The organism is Novosphingobium sp. TK71 (assembly GCF_055361505.1).
On record NZ_CM143962.1, the window covers coordinates 781,497 to 800,206 of the forward strand.

Below are 18,710 nucleotides of genomic sequence, written 5' to 3' on the forward strand. Positions count from 1 at the left end.
GTGCTAGAGGGCACTCGCAATGACCGACGAGATCATCGAGAACGGCTCCGAACAGCCGCCCGAGGACGCCCATTACCGCATCCGTCGTGGAGCTGGCGGGCGATTTGCAGGCCGTTTTTCAGGCTTGGGCAGGGCTTGGCGCGAACGCAAGGGGCTGCGGCGCCTAAGCTACGTCGCAGGTGCCGGTCTGGTCGTTCTAGGTGGCCTTTGGGTAAGTTTCACGCACGACCTTCCCGACGCCAACAAGCTGCTCGAATACCAGCCGCCGCTGCCGACCATGGTTCGCGGGATCGATGGCGAGATCGTCTACAGTTATGCCCGTGAGCGGCGCGTTCAGCTGCGATATGTCGATTTTCCCAGGCCGCTGGTGGATGCTTTCCTCTCGGCCGAGGACAAGACCTTCTGGACGCACGGCGGTGTCGATGTGACCGGTCTGGCTGGGGCGGTGGTGGACTATGCCTCCAAGCTCGGCACCGGCGGACGGGCCCGGGGCGGTTCGACGATCACCCAGCAGGTCGCCAAGAACATCCTGATCGGTGACGAATATTCGGTCACCCGCAAGCTCAAGGAAATGGTCGTCGCCCGCCGCATCGAAGGCGTGTTGACCAAGCAGCAGATCCTCGAACTCTACCTTAACGAGATTCCCCTCGGGCGGCAGAGCTTCGGCGTTCAGGCTGCGGCACGCGCCTACTTCGGCAAGGACGTAGATCAGCTCCAGCTTCACGAAGTGGCATTCCTGGCGATCCTGCCCAAGGCGCCGGAGCGCTACGGTCGCAAGCAATATGAAGGCATGGCGATCGAGCGCCGCAACTGGGTGCTCGGCCAGATGGTCGAGAATGGCTGGGCCAGCCGCGCCGATGCCGAAGCCGCCAAGTCTCAGCCGCTCGGCCTCATTCCTCGGCGCGCGGAAACCTATCCGACCGGCAATGGCTACTTCATCGAGGAAGTCCGCCGCCGTCTGATCGACCAGTATGGCGAAAAGGCCGAGGATGGGCCGAACAGCGTCTATGCGGGCGGGCTCTGGGTTCGCACCTCCCTTGATACGCAGATGCAGGACGCGGTGCGGGACGGCCTTCGTGCCGGTCTCCTGCGCTATCAGGGCAACCGCGCCTGGGCGCACCCGATTGCCCATATCAACGACCTGGACTCGTGGCAGACCCAGCTGATCGTCTCCAACAAGACGATCGACTACAAGGATTGGCGCATCGGCGTGATCCTCGATCGCAGCGGTTCGACCGGGCGCATCGGGTTCTCGGACGGTAACATCGCCGCGCTCACCAATGTGCCGGACCTTGCCAAGACAGGGGATCTCGTGGCGGCTGCACCTGTTTCTGCAGGCACTTATGCGGTTCGCACTATTCCTGAAGTGTCCGGCGGGATGGTTATCGAACAGCCGGCGACCGGCCGCGTGATGGCGATGCAGGGCGGTTTCGATTCGGGGCTCGATGCCTTCAACCGCGCCATCCAGGCCGAGCGCCAGCCGGGTTCGACGATCAAGCCTTTCGTCTATGCGACCGGTCTCCAATACGGGATGACGCCCGCCACGCAGGTCCTTGATGGAACATTCTGTGTCTATCAGGGTGCGGGACTGGGTGACAAATGCTTCCGCAACTTTGGCGGAGCAGGCGGAAGCGGCAGCCACACGATGCGCTGGGGCCTTGAGCAGTCGCGAAACCTGATGACGGTACGCATTGCCAACGACACCGGGATGTCGCGCGTGGTCAAGACTTTCAAGACGGTGGGTATCGGCGAATACAAGCCGTACCTTTCGTTCGCGCTGGGCGCTGGCGAGACAACTGTGTCACGCATGGTCAACGCTTATTCGGCGCTCGCCAACAACGGTGTCCAGTTCGGTTCCTCGGTGGTCGACTATGTGCAGGATCGCAACGGCAAGGTGATCTGGAAGGCCGACAACCGGCGCTGCGATACCTGCAATATGGCCGAGTGGGACGGCAAACCGATGCCGCGCATAGACCGCAAGGGCAAGCAGGTGATCGATGCGGGCACTGCCTATCAGGTGGTCCACATGCTCGAAGGTGTCGTTACCCGCGGCACGGCCGTTACCCTGCGCGATCTCAACATGCCGATGTTCGGCAAGACCGGTACGACCAACGGCCCGACGGACGTGTGGTTCGTGGGCGGGACGCAGGACTATGTCGGCGGCGTCTATCTCGGCTACGATTCCCCGCGTTCGCTTGGCGGATACGCGCAAGGCGGACGGATTGCGGCGCCGATCTTCAAGCAGGTCGTCCAGGCCACGAGGGCAAGGTGGGGCGTGCAGCCTTTCGTCGCTCCGGCGGGGATCAGGATGGTGCGCATCGATCGGGTGACCGGCAAGCAGGTCATGGGTGTCGAGCCTGGCAACGATCCCAAGGCCGCGGTCATCTGGGAAGCTTTCAAGCCCGATACGGAGCCGCGGCAGTACACGCCGGAAGACGAGTTCGCCCGTCGCCGCGATGCGCTGGTTTCCGAAATTCGCGGTGCCCAGGAAGCACGGCAGGCCTCGGCCGCCGCCGCCGCCGGCGAGGCGCAGGACTTTGCCGAGCAACAGGGCGGCGTTTATTGATGCAGGAGCGGGGGATGCAGTAGTCTCCCGCTCGCCAAGCGTGAAATGCATACGTAAAACAGCCCTCCCTACAGGGGAGGAGAGGATGCATTTCATGACCGATTCGAAGAATCGTGCCTGCCGATCGGGGCTGTTGCTTTCTGTTTTCATGACACTGGCCGCACCGGCCCACCTCGCGGCGAAGGATGCTGCAGTCGGCGTGACGCAGGCGGCGCCTTATGTCCGACCCGATGTGGAGGCTTATCTCAGGGCTTCCAGTGCACAGCCGCTGCCTCCTTTGACCGCCGAAACAATCGCCCAAATTCGCAAGTTGCCGCCCTCGGCAATGCCGTCTCGCGATCTTCCGGTCGGCAATCTTGCGGTTGATCGAAAATTCGAGATGCCGGGGCCGGGCGGTGCGATGGCGCTACGGGTGTTTGACGTTCGCGCCGATCGCGGGCCCGGACCGGTCGTGGTGTTCTATCACGGCGGCGGCTTCGTATTGGGCAGCGTGGAGACTCATGCGGCTCTGGCAGCCGAAATCTCGCGCCAACTGGATCTGCCCGTTGTTTCGGTGGAGTACAGGCTCGCTCCCGAACATCCCTGGCCCGCGGCACCGGACGATGGCGAGGCGGCTGCGCGCTGGATCGCGGGTAACGGCAAGGCGCTTGGTCTCGGTGTCACCGGCCTGGTCCTGAGCGGAGACAGCGCCGGCGGGAACCTGACCCTGATCGTTGCGGCGGCGCTGCGCGACAAGCCGGCGGCAGTTCCGGTCATCATGCAGTTGCCGATCTACCCTGCTGCGGATTTCGTGAACGAGTATCCGTCACTTCGCCAGTTCGGCACGGGCTATGGTCTTGATGACAGCGTTACGGTCTATTTCCGCCAGCACTATGCCGCCGATCCGAAAAGCTTGCGGACGTCGCCATTGCTTGGCGATCTGGCCGGATTGCCGCCGACCGTGCTGGTGACGGCCGGTCTCGATCCGTTGCGGGATCAGGGGCGCGCCTATGCGGCGAAGCTTATCGCGGCAGGCGTTCCAACGACTTACTACGAAGGAAAGGGCCTCGTCCACGGCTTCGCCACTTTCCGTAAGGACATTCCTTCGGCGCAGGTCGATACCCTGAAGTTCCTGAAACTCGCCAGGACGACGCTTGACGAGATCGAGGCCGAACGGAAGTAGTTTCACCGGGCGCCCTGTCCGTCGGGCAGGGCGCTGCAGGCAGTCTTTCAGCAGCCGGCGCGGAACTGCTGCGGTGTCATCCCCGTCCACCGCTTGAAGGCGCGGCCGAAGCTCGTCTGTTCGCCGTAGCCGAGCCGGTCGGCGATTTCGTCAAGCGAGAGCCGGCGGTCGGACAAATGCACGCGCGCAAGGCTTTCGCGCTGTTTCTCCACCAGTTCGGAGAATCGGACGCTCTCGGCGGATAGCCGCGATTGCAGGGTGCGGACGGACATTCCCGTCTTTTCGGCGCAGCGTTCGATCGAACAGGCACCGGATGCCAGCGATCCGCGGATATAGCTGTTCACCTTGTCGACGATGGAAGGGCTGTGGGCCGATTTCACGCGCTGCAGATAGGAGCCGAGCAGTTTGTAGAGCAGCCGGTTGGCGCTCGGCACGGGTTGCTCCAGTGCCCTTACCGGGAAGGCCACGGAATTGCGGCTCGATTGTCCCATGACCTTGCAGCCGAGCAGTTTCTCGATTTCAGGAAGGTCGCTCTGGCGCGGATCGGCGGAGAGGCTGACCCAACTGGGTTTGAATGCGGGACCGCCGATCGCCTGGAGCAGTTTCAGGTTCAGCATCGCCGCCTGATAATTGGCCTGATCGTTCACGCCGATGTCGGCATTGACCAGCCATGTCAGTTCGGCGGTCTCGCGCCCTTCGATCAAGACCACCTCACAGTCGGGCGCGTGAACCACGGGAAGGAAATCGATGAGGCAGCGGATACCGGCACGAACGGTGGGGGCTGAACGGCACAGGGCGGTCACGCAACCGAAGACTTCGGGATCCTGCATGGAGGCGAAATGAAGGCCGAACAGCGGATCGTCGAAGATCGCGCTGCAATATTCGAAAGTGTCGGCCACCTGTTGCGGCGCCACCAGGCTCTCCGGGTCGATCAGGACGCGCGCTTCCATGCCGTGCCGTTCGACGATGCCGCGCGCGTCGCGGCCGTGGCTGCGGGCGAGATTGGCCAGTCCCGCGAAGTTGGCCGCGCGAACCTGGCCTCCACCCGGCGCCACGTCCAGCGGGCCGTCCAGGCTGAAGAAGCTGTTATGTTCCGGTTCCATCCTTTGGTCGCTTCCTCTCGCACCGGGCGTGTTCGCCGCTGATGGGCCGCTGGGCGGCGGCACCCAATATCGAGAAACCCGCGCCTATTGCCAATACCCCCCGGCTTGCCTGTGGCAGCACTCGGGAAAGCCGTGGATCGCAGACAAGGCGGCGCGGGAAGAGGCGCGGGAGAGAGGCATGAAAACGATAGTCGACCACAAGAAGGTCGCGGAGCAGCACGTTCTTTACCAGAAGGACAAGGCTACCAAGATCGCGACGATCACTTTCGACCGGATCGACAAGCACAACACGGCAACGATCGGTATGCGCGCGCGGTTCGGTGAACTGGTCTTTCAGGCCAACATCGACGATGACGTCAAGGTGCTGGTTATCCGGGGGGCGGGCGATAACCTGGGCAGCGGCGGCGACCTTGACGAACACGGCGATCTCTATCTGAACCCCAGGCCGGGCGACGGTTTCCTGACCGATCTCGAGATCGAGGCCCCAGACGTGAAGTACCCACCGCCCGGGTCCTTCCGTTATCTCCATGGACTCACGGATTATTATGCCAAGGCGCGATCGGGGAACCGCCCGCTCCAGGAGTTCAAGAAGATCTCGATCATCGAGGCGAAGGGCTACTGCTATGGCTGGCATTTCTACCAGTGCGCAGATGCCGATATCATCGTTTCCGCGGATGACGCGCTGTTTGGCCATCCTTCGTTCCGTTACGCAGGCTGGGGCCCCCGCATGTGGCAATGGCTGGAGATGGTGGGTTTGCGGCGGTTCTCGGAGATGCTCTTCACCGGCCGGCCCTTCACGGCTGACGAAATGCACCACTGCAACTTCGTGAATTCCGTGGTTACCCGCGACAAGCTGGAAGCGGAGACCGCCAAGTACGCCCATGCCTGCTCGATCACCCGACCTACCGACGTGGTCGTTGCGCAAAAGACCTTCATCGAAGCCTACAAGCAGTACCGCGGCGAATACATGGGAAGCCTGCTCACGGGATGGCTCGAGGGCATGTTGCCGCTGATGAAGGACGATGGCGAGAACGACGTCAATCTCGGCAAGGGCAGCACGTTCAAGCAGGGCATCGGCAAGGTCGTGAAGGGCCACGACACCAATTATCCCCCTGAGTGGCGGCTATCGAAGAAGGGCCGGGAGGGCTGATCTGGCGGTTCGATCCGCATGCAAGGTCAATGGATGCATGCAATGCAGATGCTTCCGCATCGAATGTAGAGTTATGCCGCGTGGTCGTGATACTTTCGACTCGTGCCGCGAGACCGACGGGAATCGGCCGGGGCGCAAGCCGGGAACCACGCGGTTTCCGTACCCAGGGAGAGGGTCATGGCAGAAACCTTGTTCGCGCTAGACAAACGCAATTACCGCGATGGCCAGCGCATGTTCCGTGGCAGCCGGGATCAGGAATATTATCGCGGAGACTTCTGGGTCGAGGATGCGCCAAATGTGGAGGTGCGTTCGGAACGTAAGGCGGTGGGGGCGATGTCGATCATCCGCCAGCGTTCTGCCAGCAACCTCTCGTTCCGCCGGTCCCGGCAACATATCCGGGAGGACGCCACCGACCTGTCGATCCTCTGGTTCGTTCGCAAAGGAGAACTCGGATTTTCGGACCAGTGCGGAAGCAAACTGGCACGCCCGGGCGACCTGATGATAACGCGTTCGATGTCGCCGTTCCTCATCGAATGCCGCACTGACAGTGACGGCGCGCACGAAGTCCTGCATGTCACCGTGCCGACCCATCTGCTGCGTTCCCATATCGCGCAGGATCTCGGCGCAGGCCTGGTTCTGGTGGCCGGTGCACCCGAACTGGCAATGGCCGAGCGCATGCTAGGCGAGGTCTTTGCCGATGATGGGAAACTGGGCGAATCCTCGGCGAGGCTTCTTGTAGAGACCGCGATAGCACTCGTGGCCAATGCCGTGCGGCTGCTCGATCAACTCCAGCCCGCGCGTCAGTCGATAGCCGATCGCAGGCTGGAGGAAGTGCTGCGTTTTATCGAGGTGCATCTCTCCGATCCCCAGCTTTCGACGGCCATGGTTGCGAAAGGTTGCGGTATCTCGCCGCGCTATCTCTCGTTTCTGCTGCGCCTGCGCGATACCTCGTTTTCTGAGCTGGTCTGGGAGCAGCGCCTGACTAAGGCGAGGGACTGGCTCGGCAGGTCCGATCCGCGAGACATCTCGATCAGCGAGATTGCTTATGGCGTGGGCTTCAAGAGCCCGGCTCATTTCAGCCGTATGTTCAAGCGCGTATTCGGCGCCAATCCGCGCGAATATCGCGGGGAATGCGGAGCCGAACTCGCGGTCTGCCAGCATCGTGTCGCGGCCGTGGCGGACAAGGAACCTTTCGTCGAACTCGTGAGCGGAAGCCAGCTCCTCCAGTAGATCGTAGCCGTTCGGGGCGTGGTTCACGCCGAGGCGATGCCTGTACTGTGCTGTGTGGAGAACCTTGCGCCGTCAGTGCGCCGTGAAGGAAGCTCGCGGCCGAGAAAACTCCTGGAGGATGCCCGTGCCCAAGTACAAACTGATCGCACTCACCACGCCGCAGGCTGGCCGAGACGCCGAATACCATGATTGGTACAATAACAATCACTTGCCTGAGCTGGTCAACAAGTTCGGCATGCACGGAGCCCAGCGCTACGAACTGGTCGCCAGGCTGATCGGAAATGACAGCAATCCCTATCTCGCGATCTACGATATCGAGACTGACGATCCGATGGCACTGCTCGGGGCGATCGGGAAGGCAACCGCGGCCGGCGAACTCACTCAGAGCGACGCGCAGGATTTCGGAACATGCTACACGGCACTGTTCACGGAAATGGGGGACCGGGTGGTGCCGGCCGAGTGACCGTCAGATCCGCTATCCCTTAGCGCGTTCCCCAAGGCTGCGATGGGACCGGCTGTACCGTCTCACATCGCAGCCTTGGGGGAACGCTAACGTCCAATGAAACGAGGCGCGCGTTTTTCCTTCAGCGCCTGTATGCCTTCGAGGTGGTCCGCACTTCGGACGGACACGGATTCGTAGGCGATACCGGCATCCATGAGTGCGGTGGCAAGCCGCTTCAATTCCAGATTGGTAAGAACCTTGGTTGCACGGATCGCGACCATCGCGCCGCCGAGCAGTTTTGCGCAGAACGCATCGACACGTGCATCCAGTTCGTCGGCCGGAACGCAGTAATTCACCAGGCCGATCTCCGCCGCGCGGCTTGCGGTCAGCAGGTCGCCGGTCAGCAGGTATTCCTTGGCGCGCGTCAGCCCGATGCGTTGAGCCCAGATCACCGCGCCGCCGTCTCCCGCCACCAGCCCGAGCCCGACATGAGGATCGCCGATCTTCGCGCCTTCCGCGGCGAAGATCACGTCGCAGAGGAGCGCCAGCGTCGCGCCGAGACCGACCGCATGGCCGTTCATCCGGCACACCACCGGCTTGTCGATATCGAGCAGCGTCGAAACGATGCGCTTGGCGACGCGGGCTTCGTGATCGAACAGATGGGGGTTGCGGGCATTGTGCTCGATATGGTCGAGATCGCCCCCGGCGGAGAAGGCGCGGCCGGCTCCTGTGAGCAGGATCACGTCGGAACCCGTATCGGCCTGGGCGAACCACATGGCTTCGGCCAGATCGTCATGGAGCTGAAGGTTCACTGCGTTCATCGCCTCGGGGCGGTTAAGCGTGATGCGCAGCAGGCGGCCTTCGCGTGCCAAGGCGATAGTGCCCAGATGGGGCAGCGGCGGCTTTTCGCTCATATTCGGTCAGTCTCCCTCTCTCTGTTCCGCTCATAGGACTTTGCGGCAGGCAAGGCAGCTTCGAACTTCGCGGAAGGGGCAGCCTTCGCCGGGGCGAAACCTTTGGTCACGAACTGCCTGGCCGGCCTGCGCGCCTTGCCAAGGCGCTACAAGTCCGGTCTACCTCGCTGAACGCTTGCGCAGCATGACTGCGGGCCGGGGAAGAGGAAAAGAACGAAGATGGCGCAGTTCGACGAGAGCTTCGACTGGGTGGTCGTGGGCAGCGGTGCGGGTTCCATGGCTTCGGCGCTGCTGATGAAGCAGGCGGGAAAGTCGGTTCTGATCCTCGAAAAGGCGCCTTGGGTCGGCGGGACCACCGCCAAGTCCGGCGGCGTGATGTGGATTCCCAACAACCGCTTCATGGACCCGGGCGAGGACAGCTTCGAGCAGGCCTGCACCTACCTCGACGCGGTCGTGCCCGATGGTGAAGACAGCCCCGGCACAAGCTCCGAGCGGCGCCGCACCTATGCCCGCGAGGCGACCCGGATGCTCGATTTCATCGTCGGGCAAGGCGTCGCCATGGAGCGGGGTTCGCGGTTCTGGCCTGATTATTACGACGAACTTCCCGGTGGCATGAAGACGAGCCGTACCGTCACGGCTTTGCCCTTCGACAAGAACGTGCTGGGCAAGGAGTGGGCAGGAAAACTTCGGCAGGGCTTTGCGGAAGTGCCTGTGAAGCTCGATGACGGCATGAAGCTGCCTTTCGCGAAGCACTCGTGGGCGATCAAGAAAATCCTCCTCAAGATCGCGGTGAAGGTCGTGATCGGGAAACTGACCGGGAAGCATTGGGTGACTGCCGGTGCGGCGCTGCAGGGCCGTATGCTCAAGGCAGTGCTGGACAGGAATGCGGCTGAAATCCGCACGGACAGCCCTGTAGATGAAACGATCGTGGAGGGCGGGCGCGCCGTTGGCGTGCTTACGCGGAAGGACGGCAAGCCCTGGCGCGTGGGCGCGCGGCTCGGCGTGCTCATGAACGCGGGAGGTTTCTCTCAGAACCAGGCCATGCGCGACAAGTACATGCCCGGGACCCGCAAGGAATGGTCGAACGGCATCGAGAGCGATACCGGCGACATGCACGCCGAACTGGAACGCCATGGGGCCGTTCTTGCGCAAATGGACCAGATGGTCGGCTTCCAGATGTCGGAAGCCCCGGGTTGGGATACGGATTATGTGAAACCCGGCACCCAGAGCACGACCGGCAAGCCCCATGCCATCCAGGTCGACCAGACCGGCGTGCGCTACATGAACGAAGGCGGTTCCTACGAGGAGTTCTGCGAGAACATGTTGGTTCGCAACCGCTCCGTTCCGGCAATTCCGAGCTGGGCGATCATGGACCAGCAATACATGGATGAATATGCCGTCGCCGGTAAGGGGACCGCGAAAAAGAACATGGCGAACTGGCTCTCATCCGGCTGGATGCGCAGAGCGGACAGTGTGGAAGCGCTCGCCTCCGAGATCGGCGTACCGCAGGACGCTCTCAAGGCCACGGTCGAGCGCTGGAACGGCTTCGTGCGCGGCGGGCGGGACGAGGACTTCCACCGCGGCGTTCGCGCCTATGACAACTGGCTCGGTGATCCATTCTTCAAGGATGGCCCTAACGCCTGCATGGGCACCATCGAGAAGGGCCCATTCTATGCAATCCCGGTCGTTCCGGGCGATGTCGGCACTTATGGCGGCGTCGTGTGCGATAGCGATTCCAGGGTTCTCAAGGCGGATGGCACTCCGATCGAGGGGCTTTATGCCTGCGGGGTCGCCACGGCCTCGCCTATGGGCCGGGTATATCCGGGTGCCGGTGCCAGTGTCGGTCCGTCGATGACGTTCGGCTGGATCGCGGCGAAGCACGCCGCTGGATTGGGGAATCAGGTTTAAGCTGGGCCCCGGAAAGGCCGGTTCATAGCAGGCGCTGCCTTTTTGTGTTCCCATCGCGCGGCGTTCCAATGGGAGCGCTGCGTGCCTGGTCTTTCCGTCAGGATTTCCTGCCGGTGACTTCGCACTTGCGGTTCACCTGGGCGATGGCATTGCCTCCAGCGGCGAAAGGGCGTGACTGCCGCACCAAACCGGCTAGCCGCACGTTCCAGCCTCCCGGAGGGCCTGCTAGGCATGGCGAAAGTCAGGCACGCAATGTGCTGTCCGGGGAGAAACCTTACCTATGAGCAGCCCTTCAGTCGTCGCCGGACCGCCGCTTGCCGAAGAACCGGGGCAGGGGGCTCACACGATCGCCGGCTACTTGCGAGAGGTCGCCGCGCGCTATGGCCCTCGAGAGGCCGTGGTGCTGCGCAAGGGCGATCACCGTACTGCATGGACCTACGACGACCTGCTGACGCGCGCGGTGGAAGTGGCCCGTGCATTGGTGGGTTGCGGGATCGGCAAGGGTGAGCGTGTCGGCATCCTGATGACCAACCGGCCCGAGTTTCTTTCCAGCCTGTTCGGCACCGCGCTGGCGGGCGGAGTGCCGGTGGCGCTGAGCACCTTTTCGACGGCGCAGGAACTGGACCATCTCGTCCGCGCATCGCAGGTCTCGTTGCTGCTTTTCGAGCAACAGGTCATCAGGAAGCACTTCGGGACCATGTTGCACGAGCTTGACCCTGAGATTGCGAAATCGCGTCCAGGGGTGCTGGCTTCGGTTCACTTTCCCTATCTGAGGCGCCTCGTTTCGCTCGGCGGGGTTCAGGGCGAAGCCGAGCCGATGGCGGTTGCTGCCGGGGGCGCGGTCGAGACATGGGACGAGTTTCTTTCCCATGGAGCGCGGATCGAAAAGGCGCTCGTGCTGGAGCGGGCGGACAGTGTTCACCCTACCGATCCCGGCGGCATCTTCTTTTCCTCCGGTACCACCAGCCTGCCCAAGGGCGTTGTCCATTCGCAGCGCGCCTTCGCCGTGCAGTGGTGGCGCTGGCCGCGGCTCTTCGCGATGCATGAGCCCGTGCGCAGTTGGACGGGGAACGGCTTCTTCTGGTCGGGCAATGTTTCCATGGTGGTGGGGACGGCGTTCTCGACCGGAGGGACGATAGTTCTCCAGCGGATGTTCGATGCGGACGAGGCGCTGGATCTGGCGGAGCGGGAGCGGGTGACGTTTCTCAATGGCCGCCCGCACCAGTGGGCACGGCTTAAGGCATCTCCGAAGTGGGCCAGGGCAGACCTTTCCAGCGTGAAGTATGTGCCGCGCGGAGAGCTGATCTGGCAGCACCCGACCGTTTCGACCCAATGGGAAGTGCCGATGTCGTTCGGCTGTACCGAGACTATGACGATCTGCACCTCGTTCGTTGCCGACGCTCCTGAAGGCCGGGTGGAGGGATCGTTCGGGACGCCTTTGCCGGGCAATTTCCTAAAAATCGTAGAGCCGATATCGGGCCGTTCAGTCCCCGTGGGAACGGTCGGGGAGATGTGCATCAAGGGGCCGACGCTGATGTCCGGCTACCTCGGCAAGGCGCCTGAAGAGTGCTTCGATGCCGAGGGTTTCTTCTGCACGGGAGACGCAGGTCGGGTCGACGAGGCAGGCCGCTTCTTCTGGGAGGGGCGCATGACCGAGATGATAAAGACGGGAGGCGCAAATGTCGCCCCGATCGAGGTGGACGAGGTGATCGCCCGGATTCCGGGGGTGAAACGCACCCAGACGGTTGGGGTGCCTGACGACCTGCTGGGCGAAATGGTGGTCGCCTGCATCGTCCCGCTAGACGGGGCGCTGCTGGATGAGCAGACCGTTATCGCCTCGTGCAAGGAAGAGATCGCCAGCTTCAAGGTGCCGCGCCGGGTGTTGTTCTTTCGGGACGAGGATTACGCCATCACCGGCAGTGAAAAAGTGAAGTCAAGCGAAGTTCGCGCGATGGCGGTTGCCCGGCTGGACGCGGATAACGCCGAGGCGGTCCGGCCTACTCTTGCGTGATGCCGTCCGTGGCGTACTGAACTCTGGTTCAGCCCGCCCAGCGGGGCGCACCCTCAAGCAAGAGGGGCTGACCTAGAGAGGACCCATGAGCCAGACACTGGAGAACCGGGCCAAGCCCGACGCCAAGACCCAGCTCGACATCTATCGCCGGATGATCCGGATCGAGCGTAACGACGACGCCACCCGCACCCAGATCCGTCGCGGCCGCATCACTGCGCCGTACTATTCGGCGCGCGGGCAGGAATGCATTCCTTCGGCCATCTCGGTGCTGCTGAACGACGACGACAAGATCTGCACGATCTATCGCGGCATCCACGACATGGTCGCCAAGGACATGCCGCTCCGCCCGCTCTGGGCCGAGATCTGCGGCCGTGTCGACGGTACCTGCAAGGGCAAGGGCGGCCCGATGCATCTCACTCACCCGGAAACAGGTGTGATGGTCACTACCGGCATCGTCGGTTCGTCCATGCCGATCGCCAATGGCTTTGGCTGGGCGGCACTGCTGGATGGGACCAAGCAAGTCACGGTCGCCTACTTCGGTGACGGCGCCAGCAACATCGGCGCGTTCCACGAAGCGTTGAACCTGGCATCCGTTTGGAAGCTGCCGGTTATCTTCGTCTGCCAGAACAACGGCTTTGCCGAGCATACTCGCTATGAGAACGGCACTTCCGTCGATCTGATCTCGAAGCGCGCGATCGGTTACGGCATGCCGGGCTACACCGTGGACGGCAACGACCCGGTCGACGTCTACGCTCACGCCCATGCCGCGATCGAGCGTGCCCGCGCGGGCGAGGGGCCGACGCTTCTTGAATGCAAGACCTTCCGCTTCATGGGCCACGTCTTCGGCGATGCCGACGGCTACATGACCAAGGAAGAGAAGGCCGAGGCGATTGCCAGGGACCCGCTGCCGATCTACCGCCAGAAGCTGATCGACGACGGCGTGGCGACGGCCGAGGAACTCGACGCGCTCACCGCGAAGATCGAGGCCGAAGTGAACGACGCCATCGAATTCGCGATGGCCTGCGAATACCCGTCCGACGATGAACTGCGCCGCGACGTCTTTGCCGAGGAGATTCCGGCATGAGCACTGAAACTCTCGAAGCCCCTGCCGTGGAAACGGTGAAGATGAACGGCCTTCAGGCGATCAATGCCGCGCTGATGGAAGCGATGGAGGCCGATCCCAAGGTTCTCGTGCTGGGCGAGGACATTGCGGACAACGAAGGCGGCGGCGTTGTCGGCGTCACGCGCGGTCTTTCGACGAAGTTCGGCACGATGCGCGTGCGCTCCACGCCGATCTCGGAACAGGCGATCATCGGTGCGGCCATCGGTGCGGCCATGGGCGGCTACAAGCCCGTTGCCGAAATCATGCTGATGAATTTCACGACCGTGGCCATGGACATGATCGTGAACCATGCGGCCAAGCTGCGTTTCATGTCGGGCGGGCAGAGCCAGGTGCCGATGGTGATCCGCACGCTGACCGGCGCGGGCAACCAGACCGCGGGCCAGCACGCCGACTTCTACGAGGCTTGGTTCTGCCACACTGCCGGCATCAAGGTGGTGATCCCCTGGACCCCGGCAGACTTCAAGGGCCTCTACCTTTCGGCCATCCAGGATCCGGACCCGGTCATCATCGTCGAAAGCGGCAAGACGCTGTTCGTGCCGATGGACGTGCCGGTCAATCAGGGCCCGATCCCGCTGGGCAAGGCTAACGTCGTTGCGCCGGGCAGTGATATCACCATCGTGTCCTATGGCCAGATGATGTTCACCGTCATGCAGGCCTATGAGGAGCTGACCAAGGCGGGCGTGTCTGTCGAAGTGATCGACTTGCGCACGATTTCGCCGTGGGACAAGGAAACCGTGCTGGCCTCAGCCGAGAAGACCGGCCGCCTGCTCGTGGTTCACGAAGCCGGCCGCAACTTCGGTCCCGGTGCGGAAATTGCCGCGACCGTGCAGGAAACCCTGTTCGGCAAACTGAAGGCTCCAGTCGGCCGACTTGGTGCGCCCTATTGTTCGGTGCCTTTCGCCAAGAAGCTGGAAGACGCCTTCCTCGTACAGCCGCCGGAAATCGTTGCCGAGGCTCAGCGCCTCATTGCGATGAGCTGAGCGCGCAAATAGAATTGACTGAAACGGAAGGGCCTCTGCAGAAATGCGGGGGCCTTTTTTTGCTGCGCTGCGGCTCGAGATCTGCCGCATTGTGAAAAATGCGGCATAAAACGGTCGCTGCTTTGTTTCGCGTTTGCGTTTAACTATTTTTTCATCGTCAATAGCGATCACAATAATTGAATTGTCCGGTTTTTTCGAAATCGGCCACGCCACTATCCGGGGTCTCCAACAGCGTTCGATCAAGCAGGTGGAGAAACCCATGACCAGAATACCGACTAGGCTAAGCGCATTTGCTCGCCATGGCTGCATTTCCTCTGACTTGTGGAACGGTGCATGCAGAGGAAACAGCCAAGGCATCTTCTTCCCCCACCGTGACCGCTGAGGGAGCGAGGCCAATGTCCAACAAGGACTGGTGGCCGGATCGGCTCGATCTTTCACCGCTCCGCCAGCATGACCCGGCTTCGAACCCTTATGGTTCCGATTTCGACTATGCCCGGGAATTCGCATCGTTGGACCTTGATGCCGTCAAGGCAGACATCCGCAAGACGCTGACGACCTCGCAGGCCTGGTGGCCGGCCGATTATGGCCATTACGGCCCCTTCTTCATCCGCATGGCTTGGCACAGTGCGGGCACTTATCGTGTTGGCGACGGTCGCGGAGGTGGTGCAGGCGGCGAGCAGCGTTTCGATCCGCTCAATGCCTGGCCCGACAATGTCAGCCTCGACAAGGCCCGGCGCCTCATCTGGCCCATCAAGCAGAAGTACGGGCGCAAGATTTCCTGGGGCGATCTCATGGTCCTGACAGGTAACGTTGCTCTTGAAGACATGGGCTTCAAGACCCTGGGTTTCGCCGGCGGCCGGGTGGACAGTTGGGAGCCCGACATCGTGTTCTGGGGCCCCGAGCGCAAATGGCTCGGCGATGAGCGCAGGGACGGCAAGGGAGGGCTGAAGGGGCCACTCGCCGCGACGCAGATGGGGCTCATCTATGTCAATCCCGAAGGGCCTAACGGCAATCCCGATCCGCTTGCGGCGGCGGCTGACATTCGGCTCGCCTTTGGCCGCATGGCCATGGATGACGAGGAAACCGCAGCGCTGATTGCAGGCGGGCATACCTTCGGCAAGGCACATGGCGCACACAATCCGCAGGAATGCGTGGGCGCCGATCCGTCAGGCGCCCCGGTCGAGCAGCAAGGACTTGGCTGGGCCAACAAATGCGGCAAGGGCAATGCCGAAGATACCGTCACCAGCGGGCTTGAAGGTGCCTGGTCCGTCGATCCCGTGAAGTTCACGACCCAGTATCTCGACAATCTCTACGGATTCGATTGGGTGAAGACCAAGAGCCCGGCAGGCGCCACGCAATGGATACCGAGCGATGCAAGCGCCGGTCAGCTCGTACCTGATGCGCACCGGCCGGACGTTCGCCATGCGCCGATCATGTTCACGACCGACATTGCGATGAAGGAAGATCCGGGTTTTCGCGCAATCACCACGCGTTGGCGCGAAAATCCTGAACTGTTCGCACAGGCTTTCGCCCGCGCATGGTTCAAGCTGACACACCGCGATATGGGGCCGTCGGCACGTTATCTGGGGGCTGAAGCTCCGCAGGAAAGCTTTGCATGGCAGGACCCGCTGCCAAAGGCTGGCTATACCGCGATCGATTCAACGGATGTTGCTGCTCTCAAGGCCAAGATCCTTGCTTCCGGTATCGCTCCGCGTGAACTGGTCAAGGCGGCCTGGGCTTCGGCGGCGACGTTCCGCGCTACCGACATGCGCGGAGGGCCTAACGGAGGGCGCTTGCGCCTCGATCCCGCGAAGGGATGGGCGGTCAACGATCCGGCCGAGTTGGCGAAAGTGCTGGCCAGGCTTGAACGCGTCCGAAACGAATTCAACGCCTCGGCCAAGGAGGGCAGGCAGGTCTCGATGGCAGACCTGATCGTGCTGGGCGGTAATGCCGCAGTCGAACAGGCTGCAGCGAAGGCGGGATACACCGTGGCGGTGCCGTTCACGCCGGGGCGTGTCGATGCGTCACAGACGCAGACCGACGTGAAGTCCTATGGTTACCTGCGTCCTCGCGCCGACGGTTTCCGCAACTACTATGGAGTGGACAGCGAACATTCACCGGCAGAGATGCTTGTCGACAAGGCCAACCAGCTTGAGTTGACGGTGCCGCAGATGGCCGTTCTGGTAGGAGGCATGCGCGCGCTGGATGCGAACGCCGGCCATTCGCCGAATGGTGTATTGACGGCGAAGCCGGGTACGCTGTCCAACGATTTCTTCGTCAACCTGCTCGACATGGGCACGAAGTGGCAGAAGTCCGCCAAGGCTTCGGGCGTCTACGAGGGCTATGACAGGACCAGCGGCAAGCTGCGGTGGACGGCCAGCCCCGTCGATCTTGTGTTCGGATCGAATTCCGAACTGCGCGCCGTGTCCGAGGCTTACGCTTCCGACGACGCACAGCAGATGTTCGTGAACGACTTCGTGACGGCTTGGGGCAAGGTAATGAACCTGGACAGGTTCTGATGCCTTGAGGCGGCGCCGGTGATACGGCGCCGCCTTTGTCCTGGCTTGCCGCCTTATCCGCAGATAAGGGGCGCCAGTCCTATGAATTGGATTGATTTTTTTCGTGAAGATGATGTCCCTGTCCGCGGTGGGGATCGCGGTTCTGGCCGCTGCCGTGATGGCCGTTCCCGGCTCTGCCGAAAACGCCGCGCCGCGCCCGGCGGCCTTTGCCAATTGCGCGGTCTGCCACGCGACCGAAGCGGGCAAGACCTCCTATGGCCCGAACCTGCACGGCGTGGCGGGTCGCAAGGCGGCGAGCCAGTCCGATTACGCCTTCAGTGCCTCACTAAGGGGCTCGCGTCTGACCTGGGATCGCACCACTCTCGACAGCTGGCTTGCCTCGCCGCAGAAGATGGTTCCCGGCACGAAAATGTCGTTCGCAGGCATTCCTGACCCCGCCAAGCGCAAACAGGTGATCGAGTATCTGGTCACGCTGAAGTAGCGGGAACGGATGCCATTTGGCGCGCCGCAGGGAATGGAGCCTGCTGCTCGGCAGCGCGGATCAGCGTGCTTTAAGCCGCTGCAGAAGGGCGCCGACATCATCCCTATTCGGAATCCCGCGCCGATCCGGTTTACCAGACCATGGCATCCGCACGCTTTTCGGGGCGGATGTAGATCGAAGTGATCCAGGGGGAGAGGGCCTTCATCTGGCACTCCAGTTCCTCGATCAGGGTTTCCGCTTCGCCCATTCGCAGATCGTCGGCGAAGTCTGCGCTGATGGCGACGAAGATTGCCTGAGGGCTCGTGTGGATGGTGCGGATGTGGTTCACGGCGTCGATCCGGTCGTGCCCGTCCAGCACTGCCCGTAGTCTGCCGATCAGATGCGGGTCCGCTGCTTCGCCGATCAGCAGGCCCTTGGATTCGCGGGCAAGCAGCACGGCGACCCCGGCCAGAACCAAACCGATCATGACCGAGGCAATGCCGTCGATCCGCGCATCCTGGAAATGGACGCTGGCCCAGACGCCCAGCGCTGCGATGATGAGGCCTATCAGTGCGGCGCTGTCCTCGAACAATACGATGAATCCCGGAGGATCCTTGCTGCGGTGGATCGCCTGCCACCATGTCTGCTCACCGCGGCTGCGGTTGAATTCGCGAACGGCAATCGCCCATGACGCCCCTTCCATTGCGAACGCTATGCCGAGAACGAGGTAATTGAGGCTGGGGTCTTCGATAGGGTTCGGGGTCTGAATATGCAGCAGGCCCTCGTAGATCGAGACACCTGCGCCGACCGCGAAGATCAGGATGGCGACCACGAACGCCCAGAAATAGAGCTCTCGCCCGTAACCGAAGGGGTGCGATGCATCGGCTTTGCGGCTGGCGCGCTTCTGGCCATAGAGAAGCAGGACCTGGTTGCCGCTGTCCACCAACGAATGGACGCCCTCGGTAAGCATCGAAGACGAGCCACTGATCGCCGCCGCCGCGAACTTGGCGACAGCGATCCCGAGATTTGCGGCCAATGCGCCGTAAAGCACCACGTTCTGCTTGATGTGGGCGGCGACGCCATGCGGCTCGGTCATCGTGGGGCTGGGTCCTTCGGGAATTCCAGAAGGACCAACGGTTCAC

Annotated in this window: 14 protein-coding genes; 11 read left to right on the forward strand and 3 right to left on the reverse strand. The window is 62.5% G+C overall.

Annotated features, from left to right (window positions below):
* Nucleotides 1-19: 19 nt before the first annotated feature.
* Nucleotides 20-2,566, forward strand: coding sequence for a penicillin-binding protein 1A (locus ACXJ16_RS03490; protein ID WP_324695683.1), 2,547 nt, complete (start codon nt 20-22; stop codon nt 2,564-2,566).
* A 94-nt stretch (nt 2,567-2,660) separates the two neighbouring features.
* A complete protein-coding gene (locus ACXJ16_RS03495; RefSeq protein WP_463921282.1) occupies nt 2,661-3,728 on the forward strand; it encodes an alpha/beta hydrolase in 1,068 nt (355 codons plus the stop codon).
* A 47-nt stretch (nt 3,729-3,775) separates the two neighbouring features.
* On the opposite strand, the gene ACXJ16_RS03500 is transcribed toward ACXJ16_RS03495, so the two are convergent.
* A complete protein-coding gene (locus ACXJ16_RS03500; RefSeq protein ID WP_324695679.1) occupies nt 3,776-4,831 on the reverse strand; it encodes an AraC family transcriptional regulator in 1,056 nt (351 codons plus the stop codon).
* Between the two features lie 178 nt (nt 4,832-5,009).
* On the opposite strand from ACXJ16_RS03500, the gene ACXJ16_RS03505 reads away from it, so the two are divergent.
* The 3 genes from ACXJ16_RS03505 to ACXJ16_RS03515 all read left to right on the forward strand — a co-directional run bounded on the left by ACXJ16_RS03505 (nt 5,010) and on the right by ACXJ16_RS03515 (nt 7,674).
* Entirely contained in the window at nt 5,010-5,981 is a 972-nt protein-coding gene (locus ACXJ16_RS03505; RefSeq protein ID WP_463921285.1) for an enoyl-CoA hydratase/isomerase family protein, read from the forward strand.
* 177 nt (nt 5,982-6,158) lie between these two features.
* Nucleotides 6,159-7,211, forward strand: a complete 1,053-nt coding sequence (locus ACXJ16_RS03510) for a helix-turn-helix domain-containing protein (RefSeq protein WP_324695675.1) — start codon at nt 6,159-6,161, stop codon at nt 7,209-7,211.
* Between the two features lie 124 nt (nt 7,212-7,335).
* The gene (locus ACXJ16_RS03515; RefSeq protein WP_054438751.1) at nt 7,336-7,674 is read left to right on the forward strand and encodes a DUF4286 family protein; all 339 of its coding nucleotides are present in this window, start codon (nt 7,336-7,338) and stop codon (nt 7,672-7,674) included.
* An 86-nt stretch (nt 7,675-7,760) separates the two neighbouring features.
* Here the strand turns inward: ACXJ16_RS03515 and ACXJ16_RS03520 are convergent, their stop codons facing one another.
* A complete protein-coding gene (locus ACXJ16_RS03520) occupies nt 7,761-8,567 on the reverse strand; it encodes an enoyl-CoA hydratase/isomerase family protein (protein WP_324695670.1) in 807 nt (268 codons plus the stop codon).
* A gap of 219 nt (nt 8,568-8,786) precedes the next feature.
* On the opposite strand from ACXJ16_RS03520, the gene ACXJ16_RS03525 reads away from it, so the two are divergent.
* The 6 genes from ACXJ16_RS03525 (at nt 8,787) to ACXJ16_RS03550 (ending at nt 17,589) form a co-directional block, all read left to right on the forward strand.
* The gene (locus tag ACXJ16_RS03525; protein WP_185997183.1) at nt 8,787-10,475 is read left to right on the forward strand and encodes an FAD-binding protein; all 1,689 of its coding nucleotides are present in this window, start codon (nt 8,787-8,789) and stop codon (nt 10,473-10,475) included.
* A 280-nt stretch (nt 10,476-10,755) separates the two neighbouring features.
* Nucleotides 10,756-12,486, forward strand: coding sequence for a class I adenylate-forming enzyme family protein (locus ACXJ16_RS03530; RefSeq protein WP_324695665.1), 1,731 nt, complete (start codon nt 10,756-10,758; stop codon nt 12,484-12,486).
* A gap of 85 nt (nt 12,487-12,571) precedes the next feature.
* The gene (locus ACXJ16_RS03535) at nt 12,572-13,570 is read left to right on the forward strand and encodes a thiamine pyrophosphate-dependent dehydrogenase E1 component subunit alpha (protein ID WP_132468999.1); all 999 of its coding nucleotides are present in this window, start codon (nt 12,572-12,574) and stop codon (nt 13,568-13,570) included.
* Complete coding sequence (locus tag ACXJ16_RS03540; RefSeq protein ID WP_054438747.1) at nt 13,567-14,589, forward strand: alpha-ketoacid dehydrogenase subunit beta; 1,023 nt, start codon at nt 13,567-13,569, stop codon at nt 14,587-14,589. The genes ACXJ16_RS03535 and ACXJ16_RS03540 overlap by 4 nt, the downstream gene beginning before the upstream one ends.
* A gap of 299 nt (nt 14,590-14,888) precedes the next feature.
* Nucleotides 14,889-17,108, forward strand: coding sequence for a catalase/peroxidase HPI (katG, locus tag ACXJ16_RS03545; protein WP_463921288.1), 2,220 nt, complete (start codon nt 14,889-14,891; stop codon nt 17,106-17,108).
* Between the two features lie 109 nt (nt 17,109-17,217).
* Entirely contained in the window at nt 17,218-17,589 is a 372-nt protein-coding gene (locus tag ACXJ16_RS03550) for a c-type cytochrome (RefSeq protein ID WP_443478167.1), read from the forward strand.
* Between the two features lie 130 nt (nt 17,590-17,719).
* Here the strand turns inward: ACXJ16_RS03550 and ACXJ16_RS03555 are convergent, their stop codons facing one another.
* The gene (locus ACXJ16_RS03555; RefSeq protein WP_185997188.1) at nt 17,720-18,664 is read right to left on the reverse strand and encodes a cation diffusion facilitator family transporter; all 945 of its coding nucleotides are present in this window, start codon (nt 18,662-18,664) and stop codon (nt 17,720-17,722) included.
* Between the last annotated feature and the right edge of the window lie 46 nt (nt 18,665-18,710).

Bases quoted from the DNA above. Each gene is read 5' to 3' on its own strand.
- ACXJ16_RS03490 (WP_324695683.1), top strand. From the start codon at position 20: ATGACCGACGAGATCATCGAGAACGGCTCCGAACAGCCGCCCGAGGAC.
- ACXJ16_RS03495 (WP_463921282.1), top strand. From the start codon at position 2,661: ATGACCGATTCGAAGAATCGTGCCTGCCGATCGGGGCTGTTGCTTTCT.
- ACXJ16_RS03500 (WP_324695679.1), bottom strand. From the start codon at position 4,831: ATGGAACCGGAACATAACAGCTTCTTCAGCCTGGACGGCCCGCTGGAC.
- ACXJ16_RS03505 (WP_463921285.1), top strand. From the start codon at position 5,010: ATGAAAACGATAGTCGACCACAAGAAGGTCGCGGAGCAGCACGTTCTT.
- ACXJ16_RS03510 (WP_324695675.1), top strand. From the start codon at position 6,159: ATGGCAGAAACCTTGTTCGCGCTAGACAAACGCAATTACCGCGATGGC.
- ACXJ16_RS03520 (WP_324695670.1), bottom strand. From the start codon at position 8,567: ATGAGCGAAAAGCCGCCGCTGCCCCATCTGGGCACTATCGCCTTGGCA.
- ACXJ16_RS03525 (WP_185997183.1), top strand. From the start codon at position 8,787: ATGGCGCAGTTCGACGAGAGCTTCGACTGGGTGGTCGTGGGCAGCGGT.
- ACXJ16_RS03530 (WP_324695665.1), top strand. From the start codon at position 10,756: ATGAGCAGCCCTTCAGTCGTCGCCGGACCGCCGCTTGCCGAAGAACCG.
- ACXJ16_RS03535 (WP_132468999.1), top strand. From the start codon at position 12,572: ATGAGCCAGACACTGGAGAACCGGGCCAAGCCCGACGCCAAGACCCAG.
- ACXJ16_RS03540 (WP_054438747.1), top strand. From the start codon at position 13,567: ATGAGCACTGAAACTCTCGAAGCCCCTGCCGTGGAAACGGTGAAGATG.
- katG (WP_463921288.1), top strand. From the start codon at position 14,889: ATGGCTGCATTTCCTCTGACTTGTGGAACGGTGCATGCAGAGGAAACA.
- ACXJ16_RS03550 (WP_443478167.1), top strand. From the start codon at position 17,218: ATGATGTCCCTGTCCGCGGTGGGGATCGCGGTTCTGGCCGCTGCCGTG.
- ACXJ16_RS03555 (WP_185997188.1), bottom strand. From the start codon at position 18,664: ATGACCGAGCCGCATGGCGTCGCCGCCCACATCAAGCAGAACGTGGTG.